Origin of the sequence: Solemya velum gill symbiont (assembly GCF_002020255.1) — a bacterium.
Lineage (GTDB): Bacteria > Pseudomonadota > Gammaproteobacteria > Chromatiales > Chromatiaceae.
Genome location: NZ_MPQG01000004.1, coordinates 100,398 through 121,511 on the forward strand (window position 1 = coordinate 100,398; position 21,114 = coordinate 121,511).

General features: G+C 53.8%; 21 protein-coding genes. 8 read left to right on the forward strand and 13 right to left on the reverse strand.

The window, feature by feature from the left end; genetic code table 11:
- Positions 1-159 precede the first annotated feature (159 nt).
- Positions 160-705 (reverse strand): zinc ribbon-containing protein, encoded by a 546-nt coding sequence (locus BOW06_RS04945; protein ID WP_078452705.1) that lies wholly within the window; start codon positions 703-705, stop codon positions 160-162.
- 231 nt (positions 706-936) lie between these two features.
- Positions 937-1,128 carry an HIG1 domain-containing protein gene (locus BOW06_RS04950; protein ID WP_043116293.1) on the reverse strand — a complete coding sequence of 64 codons (192 nt, stop codon included), beginning with the start codon at positions 1,126-1,128 and terminating at the stop codon, positions 937-939.
- Positions 1,129-1,358: 230 nt separating this feature from the next.
- Between BOW06_RS04950 and BOW06_RS04955 the strand changes: the two genes are divergently transcribed.
- Complete coding sequence (locus BOW06_RS04955; protein ID WP_078461362.1) at positions 1,359-2,906, forward strand: long-chain-fatty-acid--CoA ligase; 1,548 nt, start codon at positions 1,359-1,361, stop codon at positions 2,904-2,906.
- Positions 2,907-2,986: 80 nt separating this feature from the next.
- Here BOW06_RS04955 and BOW06_RS04960 read toward each other — a convergent pair whose 3' ends face one another.
- The 4 genes from BOW06_RS04960 to mnmG form a co-directional block, all read right to left on the reverse strand.
- The gene (locus BOW06_RS04960; RefSeq protein WP_043116292.1) at positions 2,987-3,892 is read right to left on the reverse strand and encodes a ParB/RepB/Spo0J family partition protein; all 906 of its coding nucleotides are present in this window, start codon (positions 3,890-3,892) and stop codon (positions 2,987-2,989) included.
- Between the two features lie 9 nt (positions 3,893-3,901).
- Positions 3,902-4,681 carry a ParA family protein gene (locus tag BOW06_RS04965; protein ID WP_043116290.1) on the reverse strand — a complete coding sequence of 260 codons (780 nt, stop codon included), beginning with the start codon at positions 4,679-4,681 and terminating at the stop codon, positions 3,902-3,904.
- Positions 4,682-4,758: 77 nt separating this feature from the next.
- Entirely contained in the window at positions 4,759-5,388 is a 630-nt protein-coding gene (rsmG, locus tag BOW06_RS04970) for a 16S rRNA (guanine(527)-N(7))-methyltransferase RsmG (RefSeq protein ID WP_078459697.1), read from the reverse strand.
- Positions 5,389-5,393: 5 nt separating this feature from the next.
- Entirely contained in the window at positions 5,394-7,268 is a 1,875-nt protein-coding gene (gene mnmG, locus BOW06_RS04975; RefSeq protein ID WP_043116288.1) for a tRNA uridine-5-carboxymethylaminomethyl(34) synthesis enzyme MnmG, read from the reverse strand.
- Between the two features lie 111 nt (positions 7,269-7,379).
- Between mnmG and BOW06_RS04980 the strand changes: the two genes are divergently transcribed.
- The 5 genes from BOW06_RS04980 (at position 7,380) to BOW06_RS05000 (ending at position 9,689) form a co-directional block, all read left to right on the forward strand.
- On the forward strand, positions 7,380-8,030 hold the full coding sequence (locus BOW06_RS04980) for a class II aldolase/adducin family protein (RefSeq protein WP_043116286.1): 651 nt from the start codon (positions 7,380-7,382) through the stop codon (positions 8,028-8,030).
- Positions 8,027-8,269 carry a Rho-binding antiterminator gene (locus tag BOW06_RS04985; protein WP_043116285.1) on the forward strand — a complete coding sequence of 81 codons (243 nt, stop codon included), beginning with the start codon at positions 8,027-8,029 and terminating at the stop codon, positions 8,267-8,269. The genes BOW06_RS04980 and BOW06_RS04985 overlap by 4 nt, the downstream gene beginning before the upstream one ends.
- Complete coding sequence (locus BOW06_RS04990; RefSeq protein WP_078452703.1) at positions 8,262-8,717, forward strand: HIT domain-containing protein; 456 nt, start codon at positions 8,262-8,264, stop codon at positions 8,715-8,717. Before BOW06_RS04985 ends, BOW06_RS04990 begins: the two co-directional genes overlap by 8 nt.
- A gap of 93 nt (positions 8,718-8,810) precedes the next feature.
- On the forward strand, positions 8,811-9,044 hold the full coding sequence (locus tag BOW06_RS04995) for a DUF6489 family protein (protein WP_043116284.1): 234 nt from the start codon (positions 8,811-8,813) through the stop codon (positions 9,042-9,044).
- A gap of 66 nt (positions 9,045-9,110) precedes the next feature.
- Positions 9,111-9,689: a superoxide dismutase gene (locus tag BOW06_RS05000; protein ID WP_043116282.1), complete on the forward strand. Its 579-nt coding sequence runs from the start codon at positions 9,111-9,113 to the stop codon at positions 9,687-9,689.
- 102 nt (positions 9,690-9,791) lie between these two features.
- Here BOW06_RS05000 and BOW06_RS05005 read toward each other — a convergent pair whose 3' ends face one another.
- The 3 genes from BOW06_RS05005 to BOW06_RS13330 form a co-directional block, all read right to left on the reverse strand.
- Complete coding sequence (locus BOW06_RS05005; protein WP_043116281.1) at positions 9,792-10,424, reverse strand: DUF2238 domain-containing protein; 633 nt, start codon at positions 10,422-10,424, stop codon at positions 9,792-9,794.
- A 37-nt stretch (positions 10,425-10,461) separates the two neighbouring features.
- Positions 10,462-11,424: a thioredoxin fold domain-containing protein gene (locus BOW06_RS05010; protein ID WP_162181090.1), complete on the reverse strand. Its 963-nt coding sequence runs from the start codon at positions 11,422-11,424 to the stop codon at positions 10,462-10,464.
- Between the two features lie 138 nt (positions 11,425-11,562).
- A complete protein-coding gene (locus tag BOW06_RS13330; protein WP_078452700.1) occupies positions 11,563-11,883 on the reverse strand; it encodes a cold-shock protein in 321 nt (106 codons plus the stop codon).
- Positions 11,884-12,060: 177 nt separating this feature from the next.
- Between BOW06_RS13330 and ppk1 the strand changes: the two genes are divergently transcribed.
- On the forward strand, positions 12,061-14,127 hold the full coding sequence (ppk1, locus tag BOW06_RS05020; protein WP_078452699.1) for a polyphosphate kinase 1: 2,067 nt from the start codon (positions 12,061-12,063) through the stop codon (positions 14,125-14,127).
- Between the two features lie 7 nt (positions 14,128-14,134).
- Here the strand turns inward: ppk1 and recQ are convergent, their stop codons facing one another.
- The gene (recQ, locus tag BOW06_RS05025; RefSeq protein ID WP_078452698.1) at positions 14,135-15,970 is read right to left on the reverse strand and encodes a DNA helicase RecQ; all 1,836 of its coding nucleotides are present in this window, start codon (positions 15,968-15,970) and stop codon (positions 14,135-14,137) included.
- Positions 15,971-16,063: 93 nt separating this feature from the next.
- Between recQ and ald the strand changes: the two genes are divergently transcribed.
- Positions 16,064-17,185 (forward strand): alanine dehydrogenase, encoded by a 1,122-nt coding sequence (gene ald / locus BOW06_RS05030; RefSeq protein WP_078459603.1) that lies wholly within the window; start codon positions 16,064-16,066, stop codon positions 17,183-17,185.
- A gap of 68 nt (positions 17,186-17,253) precedes the next feature.
- On the opposite strand, the gene BOW06_RS05035 is transcribed toward ald, so the two are convergent.
- The 3 genes from BOW06_RS05035 to BOW06_RS05045 form a co-directional block, all read right to left on the reverse strand.
- The gene (locus BOW06_RS05035; RefSeq protein ID WP_078461364.1) at positions 17,254-19,146 is read right to left on the reverse strand and encodes a propionyl-CoA synthetase; all 1,893 of its coding nucleotides are present in this window, start codon (positions 19,144-19,146) and stop codon (positions 17,254-17,256) included.
- Positions 19,147-19,390: 244 nt separating this feature from the next.
- Positions 19,391-20,107, reverse strand: a complete 717-nt coding sequence (locus BOW06_RS05040; protein ID WP_078459605.1) for an HAD family hydrolase — start codon at positions 20,105-20,107, stop codon at positions 19,391-19,393.
- Between the two features lie 4 nt (positions 20,108-20,111).
- The gene (locus BOW06_RS05045) at positions 20,112-21,107 is read right to left on the reverse strand and encodes an aminoglycoside phosphotransferase family protein (protein ID WP_078452695.1); all 996 of its coding nucleotides are present in this window, start codon (positions 21,105-21,107) and stop codon (positions 20,112-20,114) included.
- Positions 21,108-21,114: the final 7 nt, after the last annotated feature.

The following is a 21,114-nucleotide window of genomic DNA, read 5'->3' on the forward strand; positions in this document are numbered from 1 at the left end:
GCTCCGTTCTAACCGCGCGCAGTATAAGTGCTTGACACCATAAGGTCAAACGATAGTGACATAAAACTGTTTATGACCAATATAAGTGCTTTCGCATGCAGTAAAATTTACCCTGCAGATCAATATGATGCGCTGCAGCATCGCGTTTAGGACGCTGTGTCAACTTTGGCTTTCAGAACCGCCCTCTGCACTCGTGTCTCGAGTGAAAATCGTGCCCATACACTCGGAACAGGGTGGTAATACGCCCGCTTTTTTAATCTGCGTCCTGTGCCCGCACTCGCTGCAGACGAAAATTCCCGGGGCGACAACATCATCAGTTTCATAGTTGGAACGCGCCTTGTTCGACAACTCCTTCAGTGCAAGCGTGGTCTGATCGGCGGCCTGTGCAAAAAGGCTCAAAATATGATCACTGAACACCTCGCGTTCAAATCCAAGCCAGTGCTTCAGGTCATCGCCAGTATCCTGCAGGTATCTAGCCGCATCTTCAACATCACGCTTGAGGTACTCAGCGACGCGTTCAGATTCATCCTTGGTCAACTCATTGAGCTCAACCGCTCGCTCATGCGCCTTGTCGACAGCATCGTGCATGAAATGCCCACTCCTGTCGCTGATTTTATGCGAATTTTCAATCGCTCGTTCAAGCATGCGCTCGTAAGCGACACCGATGGCATCAACCATGTCATGGGGGGGTTCCAGGTCTTTCATCCAACGCCTCCGTATCTTCTTTAATATCAGTATAGGCTATCGCATGAGGCGACGACAAACGCTCACCTGGAATTCCTGCTATACGGCAGGAAAAATCGTTATTCCATACAGATGGAGGCGGGTGGAAAAGTGATATTTTGGCCAAGCAACAGCCTGACCCTGTTACCAGGGTATTTCAGGCAGAAAAATCCAAAGGCCACGCAGTGCCGTATTACCAACCGACTTGTGACGTCATAACCAGAAAAAAGCCGCGATCAATAGCATTCCGATAATAAGAGCCTGAACGATAACTTCTGCTTCCATTAGCGGGATTGAATGGGCCTCGTCATACTTGCCGCCCTTGGCCATGGAAATGCCGCCGGCGACCAGTATGGCCAATGATGCAATGGCGCCGAGGATAATAAAGACTGTAATACCCGTCATTTTCACACCTCCTGTAAACAACTGTCACAGTGCTTGGGGAATCGGTAAACAACTATCTATTACACTAACCTATAGTAATACCTAGCAATTTTGTCAACAATTCACCGACAAACAGACCATGTGGAAATTGTGGGAAACAGGATCATAGTGCAATTGCTGCACCCGCACGCCTGACTGGTGTAACATTTGGATTAAATAACAGATAACAACATGAATATTGGAGCGCCCATATGAATTCGGGACTCATCTCAATACCTGAACAATTCCGCCTGACAGCCCGTGCCCACGCCGATCGGGATCTGGTTGTCACGCAACAGCAGAATCACAGTTTCAGCGAGATTGACGCAGCTTCTGACCGGATCGCTGCAGCTCTTGCCCGGCAAGGCATAGGCAAAAGCGACCGTATTGCCCTCTACTGCATCAACTGCGCAGAGTTCCTGATGGCCTGGCATGGCATCGTCAAATCCGGGGCGACGGTTGTCCCCGTTAACCTGCTCATTGCAGCGGACGAAATCTGCTACATCCTTGGCGATGCGGAAGTCAGCGGCATCATCTATCACCAGGCCATGGCAGAGAAAGTCAGCACATTTCGTGATCGTCTCAACGGCATCAGCCTTTGGGCAGCGATCGGCGAACCCCAGTCAGAGAGCGATCAGACTCTCTCAACATGGCTTGCAGAAAGTAGCGTTACACCAGCAGTAACGTTCGACCCGCTCGATGATGTTGCCGTGATTCTCTATACATCCGGCACCACCGGGAATCCCAAGGGCGCCATGCTCAGCCACCACAACCTTGTTTCATACACATCCAGTGTGTGCGCCGGCCTGCAGCTCAAGCCTGGCGAGGACCGCTTGCTGGTGGTTTTGCCAATGTTTCACTCCTTTGCCGCCACGGTAGGAATGCTGACACCCAGCCTGCACGGCCTGTCACTGGTGCCCGTCCCTGCGTTCGACCCCATTCTTATCAGTGAAACCATCGCTGCCACTGATGCAACCATCTTTCTCGGCGCGCCCTCAATGTATGGCGTAATCCTGCGCCTGCCGGAGGAGCAGACCGCCAACTGGTCAAGCATCCGCTACGGCGTTTCCGGCGGTGCAGCCATGCCGGTTGAACTCATGCACCAGTTTGAAGCACGATTCGGCTTCCCCATTCTTGAAGGTGACGGCCCCACCGAATGTTCACCAGTCACCTGCGTCAACCCACTTGACGGCGAACGCAAGCCGGGCTCTGTCGGACTACCGATACCGGGGGTCGAAATGGCGATATTTGATCCGCGTGGGGGAGTACTTGCTAATAATGAAATAGGTGAAGTCTGCGTGCGCGGTGACAATGTAATGAAAGGCTACTGGAAGCTGCCGCACGATACTGCAGAATCGTTCTACGGCGAATGGGTACGTACGGGTGACCTTGGCTATCGTGATGAAGATGGCTACTTCTTTCTCATCGATCGCATCAAGGACATGATTATCGTCAACGGCATGAATGTCTACCCACGCATGATCGAAGAGGTGCTCTACAAGCACCCCGATCTGGCCGAGGCTGCCGTCGTCGGTGAGCCACACGCCACGCACGGTGAAATTGTCGTTGCCCACGTGGTGGCAAAAGATGGGTGCAGCACGGCGAGCAGCGTCATCCGCGCTTTCTGTCGCCAACACCTCGGCCAGCACCAGGTTCCGCGCAAGGTGATTATTCGTGACAGTTTGCCGAAGAACGCAACCGGCAAGATTCTCAAGCGCGAATTGCGCAAGACCGGGGAAGTCGAAAGAGGAATTAAGTAGGAGCGGCGCCCTCGCCGCGATGGGCCTTGCACCAATCCAGGTGTCGGAGCAAGAAAAGCTTACTCCTACACCTTTCACGACTACTGAATGTGTTCGATGATACCTTCAAGCTCGTCGAGCGAATTATAGCTGATCTCGAGCTTGCCCTTGCCCTTTGGACCGCTCTTCACCTTGACACTGGCACCTAGCTTTTCCGTCAGGTCGCGCTCAAGAGTCAAAATATTGGGATCGGCAACCGGCTCCGGCTTTGCCGGCCTGCTCTCATCCTCACCCTGCATGCGGCGCACCAATCGCTCGGTTTCACGCACAGATAAACCCTGGCGCACAACCTTGTTAGCCGCTTCCACCTGCTGGCCGTTTTTGAGACCGAGGATGGCGCGTGCGTGGCCCATCTCCAGCTTTTTCTCGTCAACCATGCGCTTGACTTCCGACTCAAGGTCGAGGAGGCGAATGTAGTTGGTGACAGCGGTTCTAGACTTGCCGACCGCCTGGGCAATCTGCTGGTGAGTCAGGCCAAATTCGCTGATCAGGCGCTGCAGGGCATCTGCTTCTTCAAGAGGATTGAGGTCATCGCGCTGGATATTCTCGATAAGCGCCATCGCCATGGCTGACTTGTCATCAACATCACGGACCACAACGGGCACTTCTGACAGACCTGCAAGCTGAGCTGCACGCCAGCGACGCTCACCAGCGATGATCTCGTACTTACCTTCACCGATTGGACGAACCACGATCGGCTGTACTATTCCCTGTTCCGAGATGGAGTCCGCAAGCTCCTGCAACTTCTCCTTGTCAAAATTACGTCTTGGCTGATAGCGCCCGCGTTGTACAAGATCAACTCCCAGTTGAGAAATGCTGTCGCCAGTCACTGCAGCAGTGCTCTCCTGCTGATCGCTGCTATCTGTCTCTGCTACTTTCTCAGACGCCTTGCTCGCACTACTCAACAGTGCATCCAGTCCACGTCCCAATCCTCTGCTCTTCGTCATAGAAATTCTCTATCTCATTCCAATTTTGCCGTCACGTCGCAAAATCTCGTTTGCCAAACAGGAGTAGGCCGCTGCACCGCGTGAAAACTGGTCATACTGCAACAGGGGCAGGCCGTGACTCGGCGCCTCTGCAACACGTACATTCCTGGGAATAACCGTCCGGTAAACCTGGTCGCCAAAGTGCGTCAGCAACTGCGCAGACACATCGCTGCCAAGGCGATTCCTGGAGTCGTGCATGGTGCGCAGCAAGCCCTCGATCTTCAAACGCGGGTTGGGGCCTGAGCGAATCTGCTCAATGGTCTCAATCAGTGACGAAAGGCCTTCAAGTGCATAATATTCAGTCTGCAGCGGCACCAGCACACCATCAGCTGCAACCAGCGCGTTAAGCGTCAGCATGTTAAGCGATGGCGGACAATCAATAAGGATATAGTCGTAGCGGTCAGAAACCTTCTGAAGCGCATTACTGAGACGGCGCTCCTTGTCATCAAGCCCCATCAGGCCGACCTCGGCCGCTGTCAGGTCGCTGTTTGCCGGTAGTACATCGAGTTTTGCCGCTTCCGAGCGCATGATTGCATCGTTGATATCACACTGGCCCAACAGGACTTCACAGCTGGTTTTTTGCAGTGTGTACTTGTCAACCCCGACACCCATGGTCGCATTGCCCTGGGGGTCGATATCGACGAGAAGAATGCGTTGATCCTCATATGCAAGAGAGGCTGCAAGATTGACCGCAGTCGTGGTTTTGCCCACACCACCTTTCTGGTTCGCTACTGTCAGGATTTTTGCCATTCTGTTAAACACTCTCTCTTAAATGCTCGAAACATCATACACTGTGCCAAGCTGTTTTTTCATCTGCCCGATTAATTTTATTGGCGTTCAAGGGCAATTCTCACAAGATGCCTGTGCGCATCGATTCCCGGCACCTGCAATGGGGTGACTTCGATCTCCAGCGGCATCCCTTTCAGCGCATCGATTTCCTGCTGCGGATTAATCCCTTTCATCGCAAACAGCTGTGCACCTTTTTCAAGCAGATGATATGTCCAGTCGAGCATGCACTCGAGCTCGGCAAACGCACGTGAGGTGATAGCCACAGGCATGGTTTGCGGTTGCCATGCCTCGATGCGGGAGTGCATAACGCTCATATTATCCAGTCCAAGTTCCAGTTTCGCCTGGGTGAGAAAGCGTGTTTTCTTGCTATTGGAGTCGAGCAGCGTGATTTGCGTTTCCGGCCTCGCTATCGCGAGAGGAATACCCGGCATGCCACCGCCACTGCCGATATCAAGAATCGGGCCCTCGGGAAGCAGGGGAAGGATCGCCAGTGAATCGAGTAACTGCAGGGCAACAGCCTGCTCCTGGTCACGAATCGCTGTCAGGTTATAGGCGCTGTTCCACTTGTAGAGCAGGGCGAGAAAATCGAGCAGTTTTTTCTGCTGCTCCTGCGACAGGGTCACACCCAGTGCTTCAATCCCTCGTGCAAGCTCCTCTTTCTGGTCCATGAATATCAGGCACGCCGCTTCTTGAGATGAATCACCAGCAGTGAGACTGCTGCCGGTGTGACGCCCGGAATACGCGCTGCATGTCCGATAGTTGCCGGACGCTGCCGGTTGAATTTCTCACGTAATTCAGCTGATAAGCCGGTGACATTGTCGTAATCAAAGTCCTCGGGCAGTTTCATACCGGCGCTTTCACGGGTGCGCTCGATTTCCATCTGCTGGCGATCGATATAGCCTGAATACTTTGCCTGGATCTCGACCTGCTCAGCCACCTTGGCATCTTCAACACCAGGCCCTGCGGAGGCGATCTGCATCAGCTTATTGTAATCCATTGCCGGGCGTGCCAGCAGATCCATCGCTTTTGCTTCACGACGCAGTGTGTCGCCAAGCAATACCTGCATCTGTTCTTCGCTCATATCAGAAGGGCGCACAAGGTGCTCGCGCAGCCGTTGCTGCTCTTTTTCAATCTGTTCGCGCTTTGTATCAAACGACTGCCAGCGCACATCATCAACCAGCCCCAGCTTGCGGCCCGTCTCGGTCAGACGCAGGTCGGCATTATCCTCGCGCAGCAGCAGGCGAAATTCGGCGCGACTGGTGAACATACGGTAAGGCTCCTGTGTGCCCATGGTGACAAGGTCATCAACCAGCACACCCAGGTAAGCCTCGTCTCGCCGTGGTATCCACGCCTCCTGGCCTCGAACCTTCTGCACCGCGTTGACAGCCGCCAGCAATCCCTGTGCAGCAGCTTCTTCGTAACCCGTTGTGCCGTTAATCTGACCGGCATAGAAAAGATTTTCTATATAACGGGTTTCAAGTGACGGCCTGAGATCACGAGGATCAAAAAAGTCATACTCGATCGCATAGCCCGGACGCATGATGCGTGCATTCTCGAAGCCTGTCATTGAGTGAACCAGCTTCTGCTGTATATCGAAAGGCAACGAGGTTGAAATACCGTTGGGGTAGACCTCGTTGACGGTCAATCCCTCCGGTTCAATAAAAATCTGGTGCGAATCCTTGTCGGCAAATCGTACGATCTTGTCCTCGATGGAGGGACAGTAGCGAGGCCCGGTGCCTTCAATAACGCCCGCATACATGGGCGAACGATCGAGCCCGGAGCGAATGATGTCATGCGTCTCTTCGTTAGTCCGCGTGATATGACAGCTGATCTGCTGCGGATGCTTGCTTGCATCGCCGAGATAGGAGAATGTCGGCACAGGAGTATCGCCCGGCTGCTCGTCGAGTTTCGAATAATCGATGGTACGGCTGTCAATGCGCGGTGGCGTGCCCGTCTTGAGCCTGTCGACTCGCATTGGTAATTCGCGCAAACGCTGTGACAGCGCATTGGATGGCGGATCGCCCGCGCGGCCGCCCTCGTAGTTTTCCATGCCGATATGAATGAGGCCGCCGAGGAATGTGCCGACGGTCAGTACCACGGCCTCGGCTCGAAATTTGAGGCCCATCTGTGTCGTGACTCCAACAACACGATCCTGCTCGACAATCAGATCATTGACAGCCTGCTGAAACAGGTCGAGCCCTGGCTGGTTCTCAACCGCGTGGCGCACTGCTGCCTTGTAGAGAAGCCTGTCTGTCTGCGCACGTGTCGCCCGGACTGCCGGACCCTTGCGCGAATTGAGCGTACGGAACTGGATGCCACCGAGATCTGCAGCATGTGCCATCAGGCCGCCCAGTGCATCGATCTCCTTGACCAAATGCCCTTTGCCGATGCCGCCAATCGCCGGGTTGCAACTCATCTGGCCGACCGTTTCGATGTTATGCGTCAGCAGCAGCGTCGATGCGCCCATACGCGCAGCCGCCAGCGCGGCCTCGGTGCCCGCGTGACCACCGCCGATAACAATGACATCATATTGCTGCGTAGAAAACATGAAACCCGTACAATCAGTAAATTAGCTGCAAACGCGAATTTTAGCAGGAAAAAGAGCGCGTTAAACTTTCGATGTGTAAAAAACAGAAGAGTTCGACACCAGGGCCCATTGATGGACGATAACAAGGAAACCGAAGGCGTCATCAAGTACAAGCTCGATTTCGAACAGGCGCCACTTCCACACCCCGCTCTCGCGCTGCAACTAGAAGCCTGGCGCCAGCGTCTGTGCGCACTCGGACTGATCGGTGGCAATGACCCGGCACGCTACGATGGCCTTGGTTTCGGCAACCTCAGTCATCGTCTTGAAACGGGATCTACCAACTTCATCATCAGCGGTACCCAGACCGGTCATCTCGACAAAATGGAGCCCGAAGACTATGCACTGGTGACCCTGTGTGATCCGGCGAGCAACACGATTCGTGCGCAGGGGAAGACGGCCCCATCATCTGAAGCCATGACCCATGCAGCAATCTATTCGGCAGCCCCAACTGCACAAGCTGTTATCCATGTGCACAGCCCTGAAATCTGGCAGCAGGCTGAATCGCTTGGCCTCGCGACCACTAATTCGAATATCGCCTATGGCACAACAGAGATGGCAGAGGAGTTCGCTCGCCTGATCAGTTCCGGTTTCCTTGATTCCAATGTCATCTCGATGGGAGGCCACGAGGATGGTATTGTCAGCTGGGGAGAGACGCTCGATGAGGCTGGAGAGCTGATGCTACAGCTTGCAAGCCAGGCCGGATTAGCGGAGCGGGCGAAATGAGTGACTACCAGCCTGTGAGTTGTGACCTGCACTCGCAATACGAACTCTACGCGATGCATAAAACACCGGTCACCATTTTACTGCACGGCAATGATGCACCCCTCAAGGGCGTCATCATGGATATGCGCATCGTCGACAAAGCTGAGTGCCTCGTTCTCTTGGTTGAAAACAGCGATAAAACCATCATTCGTCTCGATACGATCAGGCAGGTCACACCAACAGGAGATGCAGATGCCTAATAATGAACTTCACCCCCAACTGGCCGCAGACTGCCACCAACTTGGCCAGATGGAGATCAGTCAGCTACTGCTGATGGACAATGCCCTCGTACCCTGGTTCATTCTTGTACCCGACACCGACAAGAGGGAAGTGTTCGAACTGGATGCCGAACAACAATACCTGGTCCAGCAGGAGATCAATGCGCTGTCAGGTTTTTTGATGGCGAGAACAGATGTCGAAAAAATCAACCTTGGTGCACTTGGAAACCTGGTACCTCAGCTCCATATTCATGTCATCGGGCGCAACAGCAATGACTTCTGCTGGCCGAACCCGGTTTGGGGACAGGAGCAGAAAACCGCCTGGACAGAAGAGGCTGCAGAAGAGATTTCACAGCAGCTTGCTACACACTTGAAAGGCGGCCTGGTGAATTACACACCTGGTGTCAAATTACGGCCAAAGTCGCAATAGCCTCTAGTCCACGAAAAACATCATTACTGCAGGGTTTCAATATTATGCTGCGCTGCGGTATGCTTGACGTCATCGCCCTTAGGAGCCGAGATAATGAAAATCAATGTCGATATGGATGTAACACCCGAAGAGATGCGCCGCCTGTTTGGTCTGCCTGACCTGACCCCTCTGCATGATGAGATGATCGATCGTATGAAAGAACAGCTCTCTGAAAACATGGATCCGGCGAAGCTTGTCGAGAACTATATGCAGGGTTCCTTCTCTTCCATGGAAGCCTTTCAGCGCACCATGTCCAATTTTATAAAGAGTGGCAACAAGGACGATTAATTATTCACCTGCGGAAATTTTCTGCACACAAAACATTCTGTAATCAAACAAACAATGGAAACCATCATGCAACACCAGTTACCCGAACTTCCCTATGAAAAGAGTGCACTTGAGCCACACATCTCTGCCGAGACGCTTGAGTTCCACCACGACAAGCACCATGCAACCTATGTCACCAATCTCAACAACCTGATTGAAGGCACCGAGTTCGCTGACAAGTCTCTTGAAGAGATCGTCACCAGCGCGCCAGCCGGCGGTATTTTCAATAATGCCGCACAGGTTTGGAACCACACCTTCTACTTCAACTGCATGGCGCCTGAAGCAGGCGGCGCACCAAGCGGTGAAATTGCCGCTGCTATCGATGCGGCATTCGGTTCATTCGAGGATTTCAAAACAGCTTTCTCAACATCAGCAGCAACCAACTTCGGTTCAGGCTGGACCTGGCTGGTGAAGAATGCCGACGGTGGTGTCGAGATCTTCAACACCAGCAATGCTGGCTGTCCACTGACCGAAGGCCTGACACCTCTGCTGACGATCGACGTATGGGAACACGCCTACTATGTCGACAAGCGCAATGCACGTCCCGCCTATGTTGAGTCCTGGTGGAACCTGGTTAACTGGGAATTCGTTAACGCCCAGCTCTGATCGGCATCACTTCCGTCACCCCGGCCTTGAGCCGGGGTCCATCTGAAACAGTGCACTAATTCATGGATGCCGGCTCAAGGCCGGCATGACGTAGGGGAAAATCTACCTCTGACCTGTTCCTTGATTCAACTGTGCAAGCTGCCTGTCATGCAGGCGACTGAGCAGTAGCAAGGACAATATCGCCCCGCTCAGTGCCCAGGCCATGTCTGACTGGGTGTCCCAAACGTACCCCTGGGTACCAAGAAACGCCTCCGCAGCCTCATCACTTGCCAGCGCAACCCACCATTCTATCAACTCGTAGAAAGCACTCAGCGCAAGACAGAAGCAGATCACAACAAACACCAGCCAACCACGGCCCTGAACAACCTTCAGACGCAACAGCAGCTCACGCGCAATCATGGCAGGGATGAAACCCTGTGCAAGGTGACCCAGCTTGTCGTAATTGTTGCGCTCCCAGCCCATCGGCGCCTGTAGCCATTCGAACAGGGGGTTTTGCGCGTAGGTGTAATGACCACCGACCATCAAAATGATGCTATGGACTAGGATCAACAGGTAGACCATGGGTGTCAGGGGAAAGCGCTTGTATGTCGCCGCCATCACTGCCAAACCGATGACTGCCGGAGAAACCTCCAGCACCCAGGTGTAGGTATCGGCAGGAGCAATTCCTGACCAGGTGAGCACGCTGAAAAAAATGGCAAGCCACAGGGAAGGGTAGAGCACCGACGGACTGTTCATCTCACAACCTCAAATTTACCAGCCTCACAGAAGAGGCTTATTGTGCGGCTTCTGCAGCCTTCTTGTTGCTCGCTTCTATTGACTTGGTACGCGCGTAGCGCTGGTAACTCCAGCCCTGCTCATAGGCTCGGTCAAGAACCAGCCCCATCGAGTTCGTCATTCGACTGAGCTCCACAAGGGCGTCTGTTTTCAGAACCTGTTTGCCTTTTTCATCGAAAAACATCAGAGCAGGAAGACGGCTGAAATCCTCTTGCTGATACCACTGGGCTGCCGTCATGCGTTGCCCGTCCGGTGTCACAATATGGCTCTTGTTATCCGAAGCATCCAGACGCACAACTTCAAATCGGCCCAGGGTGGCACGTATTTTCTCGTCTGCAAGCACAAGCTCGTGGTAATTGGTGCACGCCTCACACCCATCTGCTTCAAGGAGTACAAACAATGGTCTGTCCGAGGCAAAACGACTGCGATCAAGCGCATGCGGTGGCGAGTTGAACAGCGGGTCATCAATCAACTTGTGCGCGCTTGTTGACACAGGACCACCTGAAGGAGGAAGTGCTGCGAGGTAATCACGAAACGAGGTTCTCTTGTTATGCCCCTCGACCAGGTAATCGAGCATTTTGGTGAATCGCTCTGGTGACTGGTAGCCGATGGCGCGATAAATCAGCTCGCCCTCATCGTCATCATTGAGCACATAAAACAGTAATGTCGGTGCCATGCCGGCCTTTTGCGATTCCGCAAACGCCTTGATGGACATGTCATTACCCTGGTGATCTGTCATTTCCGTGTCGTCGAAAATCTCCAGACCAATAGAGATGAACTGCTGCTGCAGGCGATTGGCGGTACGCTCATCGCCGAGGCTCTTCTTGATGAAAGCTGTGCAATAGGTACAGCCCTGGGTGGTATATAAGACCATGACGCCATGCTTGCCGGATACCCGGGCAGCTTCAAGCTCTGCCTCCAGGTCGATCAGCCCATGGTGGAACCACTCCGGATTAGCCACATGGCGAAGCCCGCTTTCGATCGTTTCAGCAATGGACAGGGGTGTCCACAGCAACAAGAGCAAACAAAGGAGACTGGAACAACGCGTTTGATAAATATTTCTCTGCCCGGTATTCATCTCCGTTGCCTCTTTTTTCGGTTAAAACAACAGTATAGCTGCCACCACGATAATCAGAATGACAGCGCCGATAACAAAATACTTAGCCCTGTCTTTCGGCTCCTCAATGCCAATCGTCACCGGCTTGCCTCGACTGGATGATTCCGCTCCCTTTACGACCACGTTGACAGCCGCGAGGCCCTTTTCTGTCTCTTCAACGTCGAATGTGACATCCTGTCCCGGGCGCAGTGCACGCCTGCCGTCCACCTTGGTGATGTGAACAAAAATTTCATCATCGAGTTGATCCGAGCGAATGAAGCCGAAACCTCTTTTTGCATTAAATTTTGCGACTGTGCCTTTCATAGCTCTCATATTGTTATTCGTAAAGATACAGGGTAACCACTCTCAACCCGCTCAGCAATACCAGAGAAGCAATCTTCAACAAAGATACATCACTTAAGTATCAAGATTATCTCTTCCCCAAGGCGTATAATCAAAGATTGACGTATATATTTAGTTGTTTTCCAGGACGCCCAACACATGAGCAGTGAATTTACTCCAGACCTCTTCATCAACCGGGAGCTCAGCAACCTGCAATTCAATCGCAGGGTTCTTGAATTGTCGCAGGACACCTCTGTCCCCCTGCTCGAACGTCTGCGCTTTATGTGTATTTCATGCAGCAACCTCGATGAATTCTTCGAGGTTCGTGCCGCACGTCTGAAACAGCAACAGATGCATAACATAGATCCACAGGATCCTGCAGGCATGTCTGCAGCCCAGCAGTTGGAAGCGATTTCCAAGGAGGCTCACAGCCTGGTCAAGGAGCAGTACATTGTCTTCAATCAGCAACTGATACCTGAACTGGAAGCTGAAAACATCCACTTCCTGCGCCGTTCCGCCTGGACCGAGCAGCAATCGAACTGGCTCAATAACCACTTCAAGCGCGAACTGGCACCTCTGCTGTCGCCTCTCGGCCTTGATCACGCGCATCCATTTCCACGTATTTTGAACAAAAGTTTGAACTTCATTGTGCAGCTGGAAGGAAAAGACGCTTTCGGACGTGACAGCGGCATGGCCATCGTACAGGCACCGCGTGCACTTCCGCGTATCATCCGCCTGCCTGAAGAGATCAGCCCGAGCCCTGATACATTCGTCTTTCTCTCGTCAGTCATTCACGCTCACGTTGATGATCTTTTTCCTGGCATGACATCACTCGGCAGTTACCAGTTCCGCGTCACACGTAACTCGGATCTCTTCGTCAGTGAAGAGGCGGATGACCTGATGCTGGCACTGAAAGGCGAGTTATTGTCGAGAAACTATGGTGACGAGGTACGCCTGGAGGTTGCTGATGATATTCAGCCGAGGCTCAAGAATTACCTGGTCGAGAAATGCCGTCTGGACGAACAGGATGTCTACCCGGTCAATGGTCCAGTCAACCTCTCTCGCCTCGCTGCCGTTGTTGACATGGTCGATAGGCCGGAATTGAAGTTCCCAGCAATTCGTCCCGGTTTCCCGGAAGATTTCGTCACGGACCAGGATATTTTCGACTACATCAGCGACAAGCGCTATGTTCTGATGCACCACCCCTACCAGTCATTTGATCCGGTAGTGAACCTGGTACAGCAGGCCGCCGTTGACAAGAAGGTTGTAGCGATAAAGATGACGCTCTACCGCACCGGTTCAAAATCGCAAATTGCCGATGCACTGGTTGCGGCTGCGCGCGCCGGCAAGGAGGTTACCGCGGTGATCGAGTTGCGCGCGCGTTTTGACGAGGAGGCTAATATCGCCCTCGCCACACGCCTGCAGGATGCCGGAGCCTACGTCGCCTACGGGGTTGTCGGCCACAAGACACATGCCAAGATGACCCTGGTTGTCAGACGCCAGGGACGCCGTCTGAAACGCTTTGTGCATCTCGGCACCGGTAACTACCACGCGGGCACGGCAAAAGCCTACACAGACTATGGCATGCTCTCGGACGACAGTGCGCTCGGCAGTGATGTGCATCGCCTGTTCCTGCAGCTGACGGGACTGGGCAAGAGCCTCAACCTGAAGAAAATGCTCTCCGCGCCATTTACCCTGCACAGCAGTATGGTGAAATTTATCCGGCATGAGGCAGAACATGCCAGGGCCGGCAGAAAAGCGCTGATCCGAGCCAAGATGAACTCCCTGATTGAGCCGAAGATCATCGAGGAGCTCTACAAGGCATCACAGGCAGGTGTGAAAATTGAACTCATCGTCAGGGGAGTGTGCGGTATCCGTCCCGGAATCAAGGGTGTCTCGGAGAATATCCATGTACGCTCCATTATGGGACGCTTCCTCGAACATACGCGTGTCTTCTACTTCTATAACGATGGCGAGGAGAACCTCTACTGTGCCAGCGCCGACTGGATGGGACGCAACTTCTTCAAGCGCATCGAGAGCTGTTTTCCAGTTGAGCAGTACGCACTCAAGCGCCGCATTATCAAGGAGACCTTCACCACCCACCTGCGCGACAACTGCCAGTCATGGGTGCTGAAATCGAATGGAACATACAAGCGTGTCAAGCCATCAAAGCGCGCCAAGCCGCGCAATGCGCACGAGATACTGATCGAGATGATGCAGGGGTAAAGAGGCCTCAGGCTGCCGGGGCCGGGTTGCTGCCCCTTACTGACAGGTAGTCACTGATCTCCTGCAGAAAGGCCTCGGCGTATTTCTCGAGTTTTTTCTCACCCACGCCGTTAATTTCGAGAAACTCGGTGCGATTCTGCGGTAGGTGAATCGCCATCTGGGTCAACGTGGCATCGCCAAATACCATGTAAGGGGCAACACCTTCGCTATCGGCCAGTTCGCGGCGCAGTCCGCGCAGCGATTCGAACAGCAGCTCGTCACGTCCTTCAACAGCAGCTGTTACGCGCTTTTTACGCTTGCCAGAAGCCTCTTTCAATCTCGGTTTTGCAAGCTGCAATGCAATTTCACCGCGTAATAACGGGCGCGCACCATCTGTGAGCTTCAGTACCGAGTAGTTGGCAATATCCTGTTCAAGGTAACCGCGATGGATCAGCTGGCGCATCAGGCTCGACCACTCGGCCTCTCCCTGCTCTTTGCCGATTGCATAGGTACTCAGGCTGTCATGCCCGAGGCTGCGAATGCGTTCACTGTCGGCACCACGCAGTACATCAATGACGTGACGCATGCCATAACGCTGTCCGACCCGGTAGACACAGGATAGCGCCTTGCGCGCATCTTCCGTAGCGTCGTAACACTCGGGAGGATCATTACAGGTATCGCAGTGACCGCAATCCTCTTTCAGCTCTTCGCCGAAATAGTGAAGCAGCACACGACGGCGGCAGGTGAGTGCTTCTGCAAAGGCAATCATGCTGTTGAGCTTGTGCAGCTCGATACGTTTCTGCTCCGGATTGTCACTGTTCTCGACCAGGCGTCGCGCCATCACCATATCCTGTGCACCAAACAACAAAAGTGCTTCTGATGGCAGACCATCACGACCAGCGCGGCCGGTCTCCTGGTAGTAGCCCTCGATATTCTTGGGCAGATCATAATGCACCACGTAGCGCACATTGGGCTTGTCGATGCCCATACCAAAGGCAACGGTCGCCACCACCACGTCGATCTCATCTCGCATGAACTGTTCATGCACCTGCTCACGTGTCGATGCAGGCAAGCCCGCGTGGTAGGCCTCTGCCCTGTAGCCCCCTTGCTGCAGCTTGAATGCCAGCTCCTCGACACGCTTGCGGCTCAGCGCATAGACAATGCCGCGTTCGCTGCTGAAGCGATCGACAAATGACTTGAGCTGATCGAATGGCTTACGCTTCTCGAGCGCGCTGTAGCGGATATTGGGACGATCAAAACCGGTGACATGGATTGTCGGTTGACGCAGATGCAGGCGTTGAACAATATCCTTACGTGTCTGCGGATCGGCAGTTGCGGTCAGTGCGATCATCGGAATATCGGGAAACCGATCGCGCAACTCTCCCAGCTGCACATACTCTGGCCGGAAATCATGCCCCCACTGGGAGACGCAGTGCGCCTCGTCGACGGCAAACAAGGCGATATCAATCTCCTGCAATCGTTCCTGAAAGGCATGCGACATCAGGCGTTCAGGCGCCACGTAGAGCAGGTCAAGCTCGCCTGCGTGAAAGCGTGCCAGGGTCTGCCTTGCGTCACTCTCGTTTAATGCAGAGTTGTAACAGGCGGCATTGACACCATTAGCCTGCAGGGCATCCACCTGGTCTTTCATCAGGGAGATCAGCGGTGAAATGACAATCGCTGTACCTGTTCGCAACAGGGCCGGTATCTGGTAACAGAGTGATTTACCACCACCAGTCGGCATCACTACGAAGGTGTCATTACCCTCGGTGACATCATCAATAATCTGCTGCTGCCACGGGCGAAACTCGTGGTAACCGAAGACGCTCTGCAGAAGCTGAAGGGGAGATTTGTCTGTTGATTTCACGCTGCCCAGACTCGCCTAAATCCCTTCTCATTGCAAGCACCATGGGCAAGGGTTTGGAATAGCAGCTAAACTAAGGCGAAAAAGGAGAAAAGTATGCTGATCGGCGTTCCCACGGAAATAAAAAACAATGAATACAGGGTTGGCCTGATCCCGGCATCCGTCAGAGAGCTCGTCAGCCACGGGCACCAGGTCCTGGTTCAAAAAGATGCCGGCAGTTCGATCGATTTCTCCAACCGGGAGTATCTCGATGCCGGTGCTGAACTGGCCGGTACACCGGATGAGGTTTTTCTGCGCGCCGGCATGATCGTCAAGGTCAAGGAGCCACAGCCCGATGAGTGCGCAATGCTGCGCAACGGCCAGCTGTTGTTCACTTATCTGCATCTTGCACCAGACCCGCGCCAGACCGAACTGCTGATCAAATCAGGCGCAACCTGTGTCGCCTATGAAACCGTTACCGATGAGCATGGGGGCTTGCCATTACTGGCGCCCATGTCTGAAGTGGCAGGGCGCATGTCGGCCCAGGAAGGTGCGTACCACCTTGAAATGGCGCAAGGCGGGCGTGGCGTACTACTCGGTGGCGTACCTGGGGTTGCACCAGCAAAGGTACTGATCATCGGCGGCGGTGTGGTTGGTGAAAATGCAACAGCGATGGCCGTTGGCATGGGCGCCGAAGTCACCATAATCGACCGCTCTATTGCACGCCTGCGTGAACTCGATAACGATTATAAAGGCCGTGTCCGCTGTATCTATTCGACTACCACCATACTCGAGAAGTATGCACTGGATGCCGACCTTGTCATCGGTGCCGTGCTGGTACCCGGCGCTGCGGCCCCCAAGCTGCTGACGCGGGATATGATTCGTCGTATGAAGAGGGGCGCCGTGATTATTGATGTGGCGATAGACCAGGGCGGCTGCTTTGAAACCTCGCATCCGACCACGCACGAGAAACCGACTTTTGTTGTTGATGATGTGGTGCATTACTGTGTTGCAAACATGCCGGGCGGAGTGGCACGCACTGCTAGCATGGCACTCAATAATGCAACGCTTCCCTTCACGCTGGCCCTGGCAGATGATCCGATCAGGGCGATGATGCGTGATCACAACCTGTTGAATGGTCTCAATGTGCATGCAGGGCAGGTGACATACAAGGCTGTTGCCGAGGCGCTGGGGTATGACTATGTACCGGCAACCGAGGCTTTGAAACAGGCTACCTGATCATTCCTTCTTTTTAATAAAAAACAGGCCGGGCATTGCCCGGCCTGTTTTTTTTGACTGGCTCTTCGTTATACGAAGCGTCCAACCTTGGCTGTTTTATAAGCCTCCCGAATCTCATCGAGAATACCCGGATCATCGATGGTCGCAGGTGTCGGCACATCATCCGTCTCGGAGATCTGGCGAATGGTCTTGCGCAGAATCTTGCCGGAACGTGTCTTGGGCAAACGCTTGACCTCCATCGCCTTGGAGAAACAGCAGATTGCACCGATGGTACCGCGTACCATCTGGATCAACTCCTTCTGAATCTCTTCCGGCTCCTTATCGACACCATCCTTGCGGATGTAGAAAGCAACTGGCAACTGACCCTTCAGCTCGTCATTGATACCCACGACGGCGCACTCGGCAATCGCGTCATGACTTGCAACAACCTCTTCCATTTCACCGGTTGAGAGCCTGTGGCCGGCGACGTTGATAACATCATCGATACGGCCCATGACAAAGACATAACCATCTTCATCGATATAGCCGTCATCACCACACAGGTAGTAGCCGGGGTAAGTATCCAGGTAGGCCTCAACAAAACGCTCATGGTTGTTCCACAGCGTATTAAGACAGCTCGGCGGCATCGGCAACTTGATTGCCAATGCCCCCTGCTCATTCGGCCCCAGTACATTACCCGCCTCATCGAGAACATGGAGCTGGTAGCCGGGAACAGGGAATGTCGCAGAGCCACTCTTGACCGGCTCCTGCTTGATACCCGCCGGGTTGGCTGCGATGCCCCAGCCGGTTTCCGTCTGCCACCAGTGATCCAGAATCGGTTTTTTGAGCAGATCGCTGAGCCACTCGTAGGTCGGTGGATCAAGTCGCTCACCGGCCTGGTAGATGGCGCGAACACTGGAAAGGTCATACTTCTTGAGTAATTCGCCGTTTGGATCCTCTTTTTTGACCGCGCGGAATGCTGTCGGCGCAGTAAAGAAGGCACTGACCTTGTACTCTTCCATGACACGCCAGAATCCACCTGCATCCGGTGTACGTACCGGCTTGCCTTCATAAACGATAGTTGAGCAGCCATGCAACAGGGGTGCATAGACGATATAGGAGTGTCCCACAACCCAGCCAACATCTGATGCAGCCCAGAAAACCTCGCCCGGCTTGACATCGTAGATGTATTCCATCGAGAAGCGCATAGCGACTGCGTGACCGCCATTCTGCCTGACAACACCCTTGGGTTGACCAGTGGTGCCCGAGGTATAAAGGATATAGAGAGGATCAGTCGCCTTGACCGGAACCGGATCAGCAGGCTCTAAACCCTCCTGGAAACCGTACCAGTCGAGATCGCGGCCTTCCTTCATCTGGAATTCGGCCTGCGGGCGATGCAGTACGACGACTGCATCAGGCTTGTGATCAGCTTCCTCGATCGCAGCATCAACCAGGGGCTGGTATGCAATGACCTTGCCAATTTCGATGCCACAACTTGAAGTTAACAGCAGCTTCGGCTTGGCATCATTGATTCGGATCGCCAGTTCATGCGAGGCAAAACCGCCGAACACGACGGAGTGGATTGCACCGAGACGTGCACAGGCGAGCATAGCAACCAGCACTTCCGGCACCATCGGCATGTAGATAACAACCGTGTCGCCCTTCTCGACACCACGTGCCTTCAGTGCACCGGCAAAGCGGGCGACCTGGTCACGTAACTCACTGAAAGTGATCTGCGACTTGGTATCGGACACAGGCGAGTCATAATAGATTGCAACCTGGTCTCCACGGCCGTTTTCGACGTGATAGTCAACGGCCATGTAACAGGTGTTCATTTCACCATCGGCAAACCAGTTCCACTCGTTCCCCTCATGCTGCAGGATTTGATTTGGGAACTTGTACCATTGCAGTTTTTCTGCCTCTTCACCCCAAAATGCTTCGGGCTCTTCGATCGACTTACGGTAATAGCTTTGATAGTCCACTGATTCCTCCAGACGTTTTCAAAGGTGGCATGATTACCCATGGAAAGTCACGCGGCGCAACGCTTCTCTCCTCCTGCACTCCCTTGCAGTCCGGCATGCCTGATTGATTATATTGCGATCCCGGTTGTGGCCAGTTCGCAAGTTTTAAATATCAACAGTAATAAAAAAGAGATGACTCCGGTAGCCATTTCTCAGGGCAAGATCCTAGTGTGGTGCAGAGCACAATTCGTGTCAAGAGCCTGTGTCAATCCATTATTTCGTTGAACAGTTCATGTAGTGAGTTGATATGCAATACATCCGGGGTTTCAATCTCTTCCTCGACACCACAGCTGAATTTTGTATCGACTCGCACCACCCTGACCGCCTGCATGCCTAGCGCCTGTGCCGGTAGAACATCACGCTTCGGGTCATCACCTATGTGTAGAGATTCCCCAGGTTTGGCATCGGCAAGTTTCAACGCCTCCTCCAACATCGCTGGATGCGGCTTGGCATGGCCAACCTGTGCTGCCGTCAGAGAGTGGTGGAACAGCCCGGCCAGCGGAGTTTTATCGATTTCTGAAGTGCCGTTGGTAACCGAGATCAGCGTGTAGTGTCGAGCTAGCTGCTGCAATACCTCGGGTACATCGTCGAATGGCTCAACTCGATTACGGTGTTCCTGAAAATATTCTGTGGCCATAACCGCCAAGGAGATATCATGGCCACTCTCTTCAAGCAGCACTTCCAGGTGACGTGTTCTGAGCAGGTTCAAATCATGCATCAGGTGTGGATTGGCGCGTGCCAGTTCGCGACGGTGTTCACGCATCGAACTGACTGAATGGGCCTCGGTGAGACCTGGTGCGCGTGTCTGCAGCCACTCAAACAGGGCGTCTTCTGCACGCATAATGGTCTCGTGACAAGGCCATAGCGTGTCGTCCAGATCAAAGGTGATCAGGCGCAGACCTGGGTAAAGATGCTCTAGCATCTGCTTAATCCGCTGCCTGCAAACCGGGGATGACGTCCTCGCGGATCAGCTTGCAAAGTGGTTCGATCATCTCGTATTTTGGCTCCATCTCCAGAATATAGTCGAGAACGAGCGGGATATCGTCAAGATAGCCCGCCTTGCCGTCACGCCGGTAGAGGCGCGCGAAAATACCCGCCACCTTAATATGGCGCTGCAGCCCCATCAGATCAAACCAGCGCTGGAACTTCTCCTTGTCACTGGCTGGCATCAGCCCGGACTGGACTGCCATTTCGGCATAGCCCATCGCCCAATCATCCACCTGCTGCAGCGGCCAGCGGATATAGGCATCCTTGAGCAGTGACACCAGGTCGTAGGTTATAGGGCCAACAACGGCGTCCTGAAAATCGATAATTCCGGGCAGTGGCGGATGCGACACCATCAGGTTGCGCGAATGGTAATCCCGGTGCACGAACACTTGCGGCTGCTCAAGGGCGTTCATGGTAAGTTGGTGAAAGGCTTCATCGAGCATGTCATGCTCCTGCTCACCCAGTTTCAGGTCGAGGTGCTCTCTGCACAGCCAGTCACGAAACAGCTCCATCTCGAAACGCAGCAGGTTAGCCTCGTACAGAGGCAGTCCGTCAGTCGAGGTAGATGCCTGCATCGTCACTAGTGCGCTCAGGGCTTCACCGTAAAGACGTGGTGCGCTCTCCTCGTTAAGCTCTTCGAGATACTGCACATCGCCGAGATCCTCGAGCAGCAGAAATCCCTGTTCAGCCTCGTGCGCAACAATCCTCGGCACATGCAAGCCTGCGGCAGAAAGCCTTTTCTCTATATCTATAAAGGGGCCACAGTCCTCTTTTTCCGGCGGCGCATCCATGACCACCCATGGCGTGCCGTCCGGACCAACCGCACGAAAATAGCGCCTGAAGGAGGCGTCACCAGAGACCTGGGCGATATCAGTTCCCTGCGTCTTCCATTGTGCGTCCAGCCAGTTCCTGATGGCCTCAATTCTTTGTGGCATGCAACTT

Bases quoted from the DNA above. Each gene is read 5' to 3' on its own strand.
- BOW06_RS04995 (WP_043116284.1), top strand. From the start codon at position 8,811: ATGAAAATCAATGTCGATATGGATGTAACACCCGAAGAGATGCGCCGC.
- ald (WP_078459603.1), top strand. From the start codon at position 16,064: ATGCTGATCGGCGTTCCCACGGAAATAAAAAACAATGAATACAGGGTT.
- BOW06_RS04965 (WP_043116290.1), bottom strand. From the start codon at position 4,681: ATGGCAAAAATCCTGACAGTAGCGAACCAGAAAGGTGGTGTGGGCAAA.
- BOW06_RS05000 (WP_043116282.1), top strand. From the start codon at position 9,111: ATGCAACACCAGTTACCCGAACTTCCCTATGAAAAGAGTGCACTTGAG.
- BOW06_RS04980 (WP_043116286.1), top strand. From the start codon at position 7,380: ATGGACGATAACAAGGAAACCGAAGGCGTCATCAAGTACAAGCTCGAT.
- BOW06_RS05005 (WP_043116281.1), bottom strand. From the start codon at position 10,424: ATGAACAGTCCGTCGGTGCTCTACCCTTCCCTGTGGCTTGCCATTTTT.
- mnmG (WP_043116288.1), bottom strand. From the start codon at position 7,268: ATGTTTTCTACGCAGCAATATGATGTCATTGTTATCGGCGGTGGTCAC.
- BOW06_RS04985 (WP_043116285.1), top strand. From the start codon at position 8,027: ATGAGTGACTACCAGCCTGTGAGTTGTGACCTGCACTCGCAATACGAA.
- ppk1 (WP_078452699.1), top strand. From the start codon at position 12,061: ATGAGCAGTGAATTTACTCCAGACCTCTTCATCAACCGGGAGCTCAGC.
- BOW06_RS04945 (WP_078452705.1), bottom strand. From the start codon at position 705: ATGAAAGACCTGGAACCCCCCCATGACATGGTTGATGCCATCGGTGTC.
- BOW06_RS05045 (WP_078452695.1), bottom strand. From the start codon at position 21,107: ATGCCACAAAGAATTGAGGCCATCAGGAACTGGCTGGACGCACAATGG.
- BOW06_RS13330 (WP_078452700.1), bottom strand. From the start codon at position 11,883: ATGAAAGGCACAGTCGCAAAATTTAATGCAAAAAGAGGTTTCGGCTTC.
- BOW06_RS04990 (WP_078452703.1), top strand. From the start codon at position 8,262: ATGCCTAATAATGAACTTCACCCCCAACTGGCCGCAGACTGCCACCAA.
- rsmG (WP_078459697.1), bottom strand. From the start codon at position 5,388: ATGGACCAGAAAGAGGAGCTTGCACGAGGGATTGAAGCACTGGGTGTG.
- BOW06_RS05040 (WP_078459605.1), bottom strand. From the start codon at position 20,107: ATGCTAGAGCATCTTTACCCAGGTCTGCGCCTGATCACCTTTGATCTG.
- BOW06_RS04960 (WP_043116292.1), bottom strand. From the start codon at position 3,892: ATGACGAAGAGCAGAGGATTGGGACGTGGACTGGATGCACTGTTGAGT.
- BOW06_RS04950 (WP_043116293.1), bottom strand. From the start codon at position 1,128: ATGACGGGTATTACAGTCTTTATTATCCTCGGCGCCATTGCATCATTG.
- BOW06_RS04955 (WP_078461362.1), top strand. From the start codon at position 1,359: ATGAATTCGGGACTCATCTCAATACCTGAACAATTCCGCCTGACAGCC.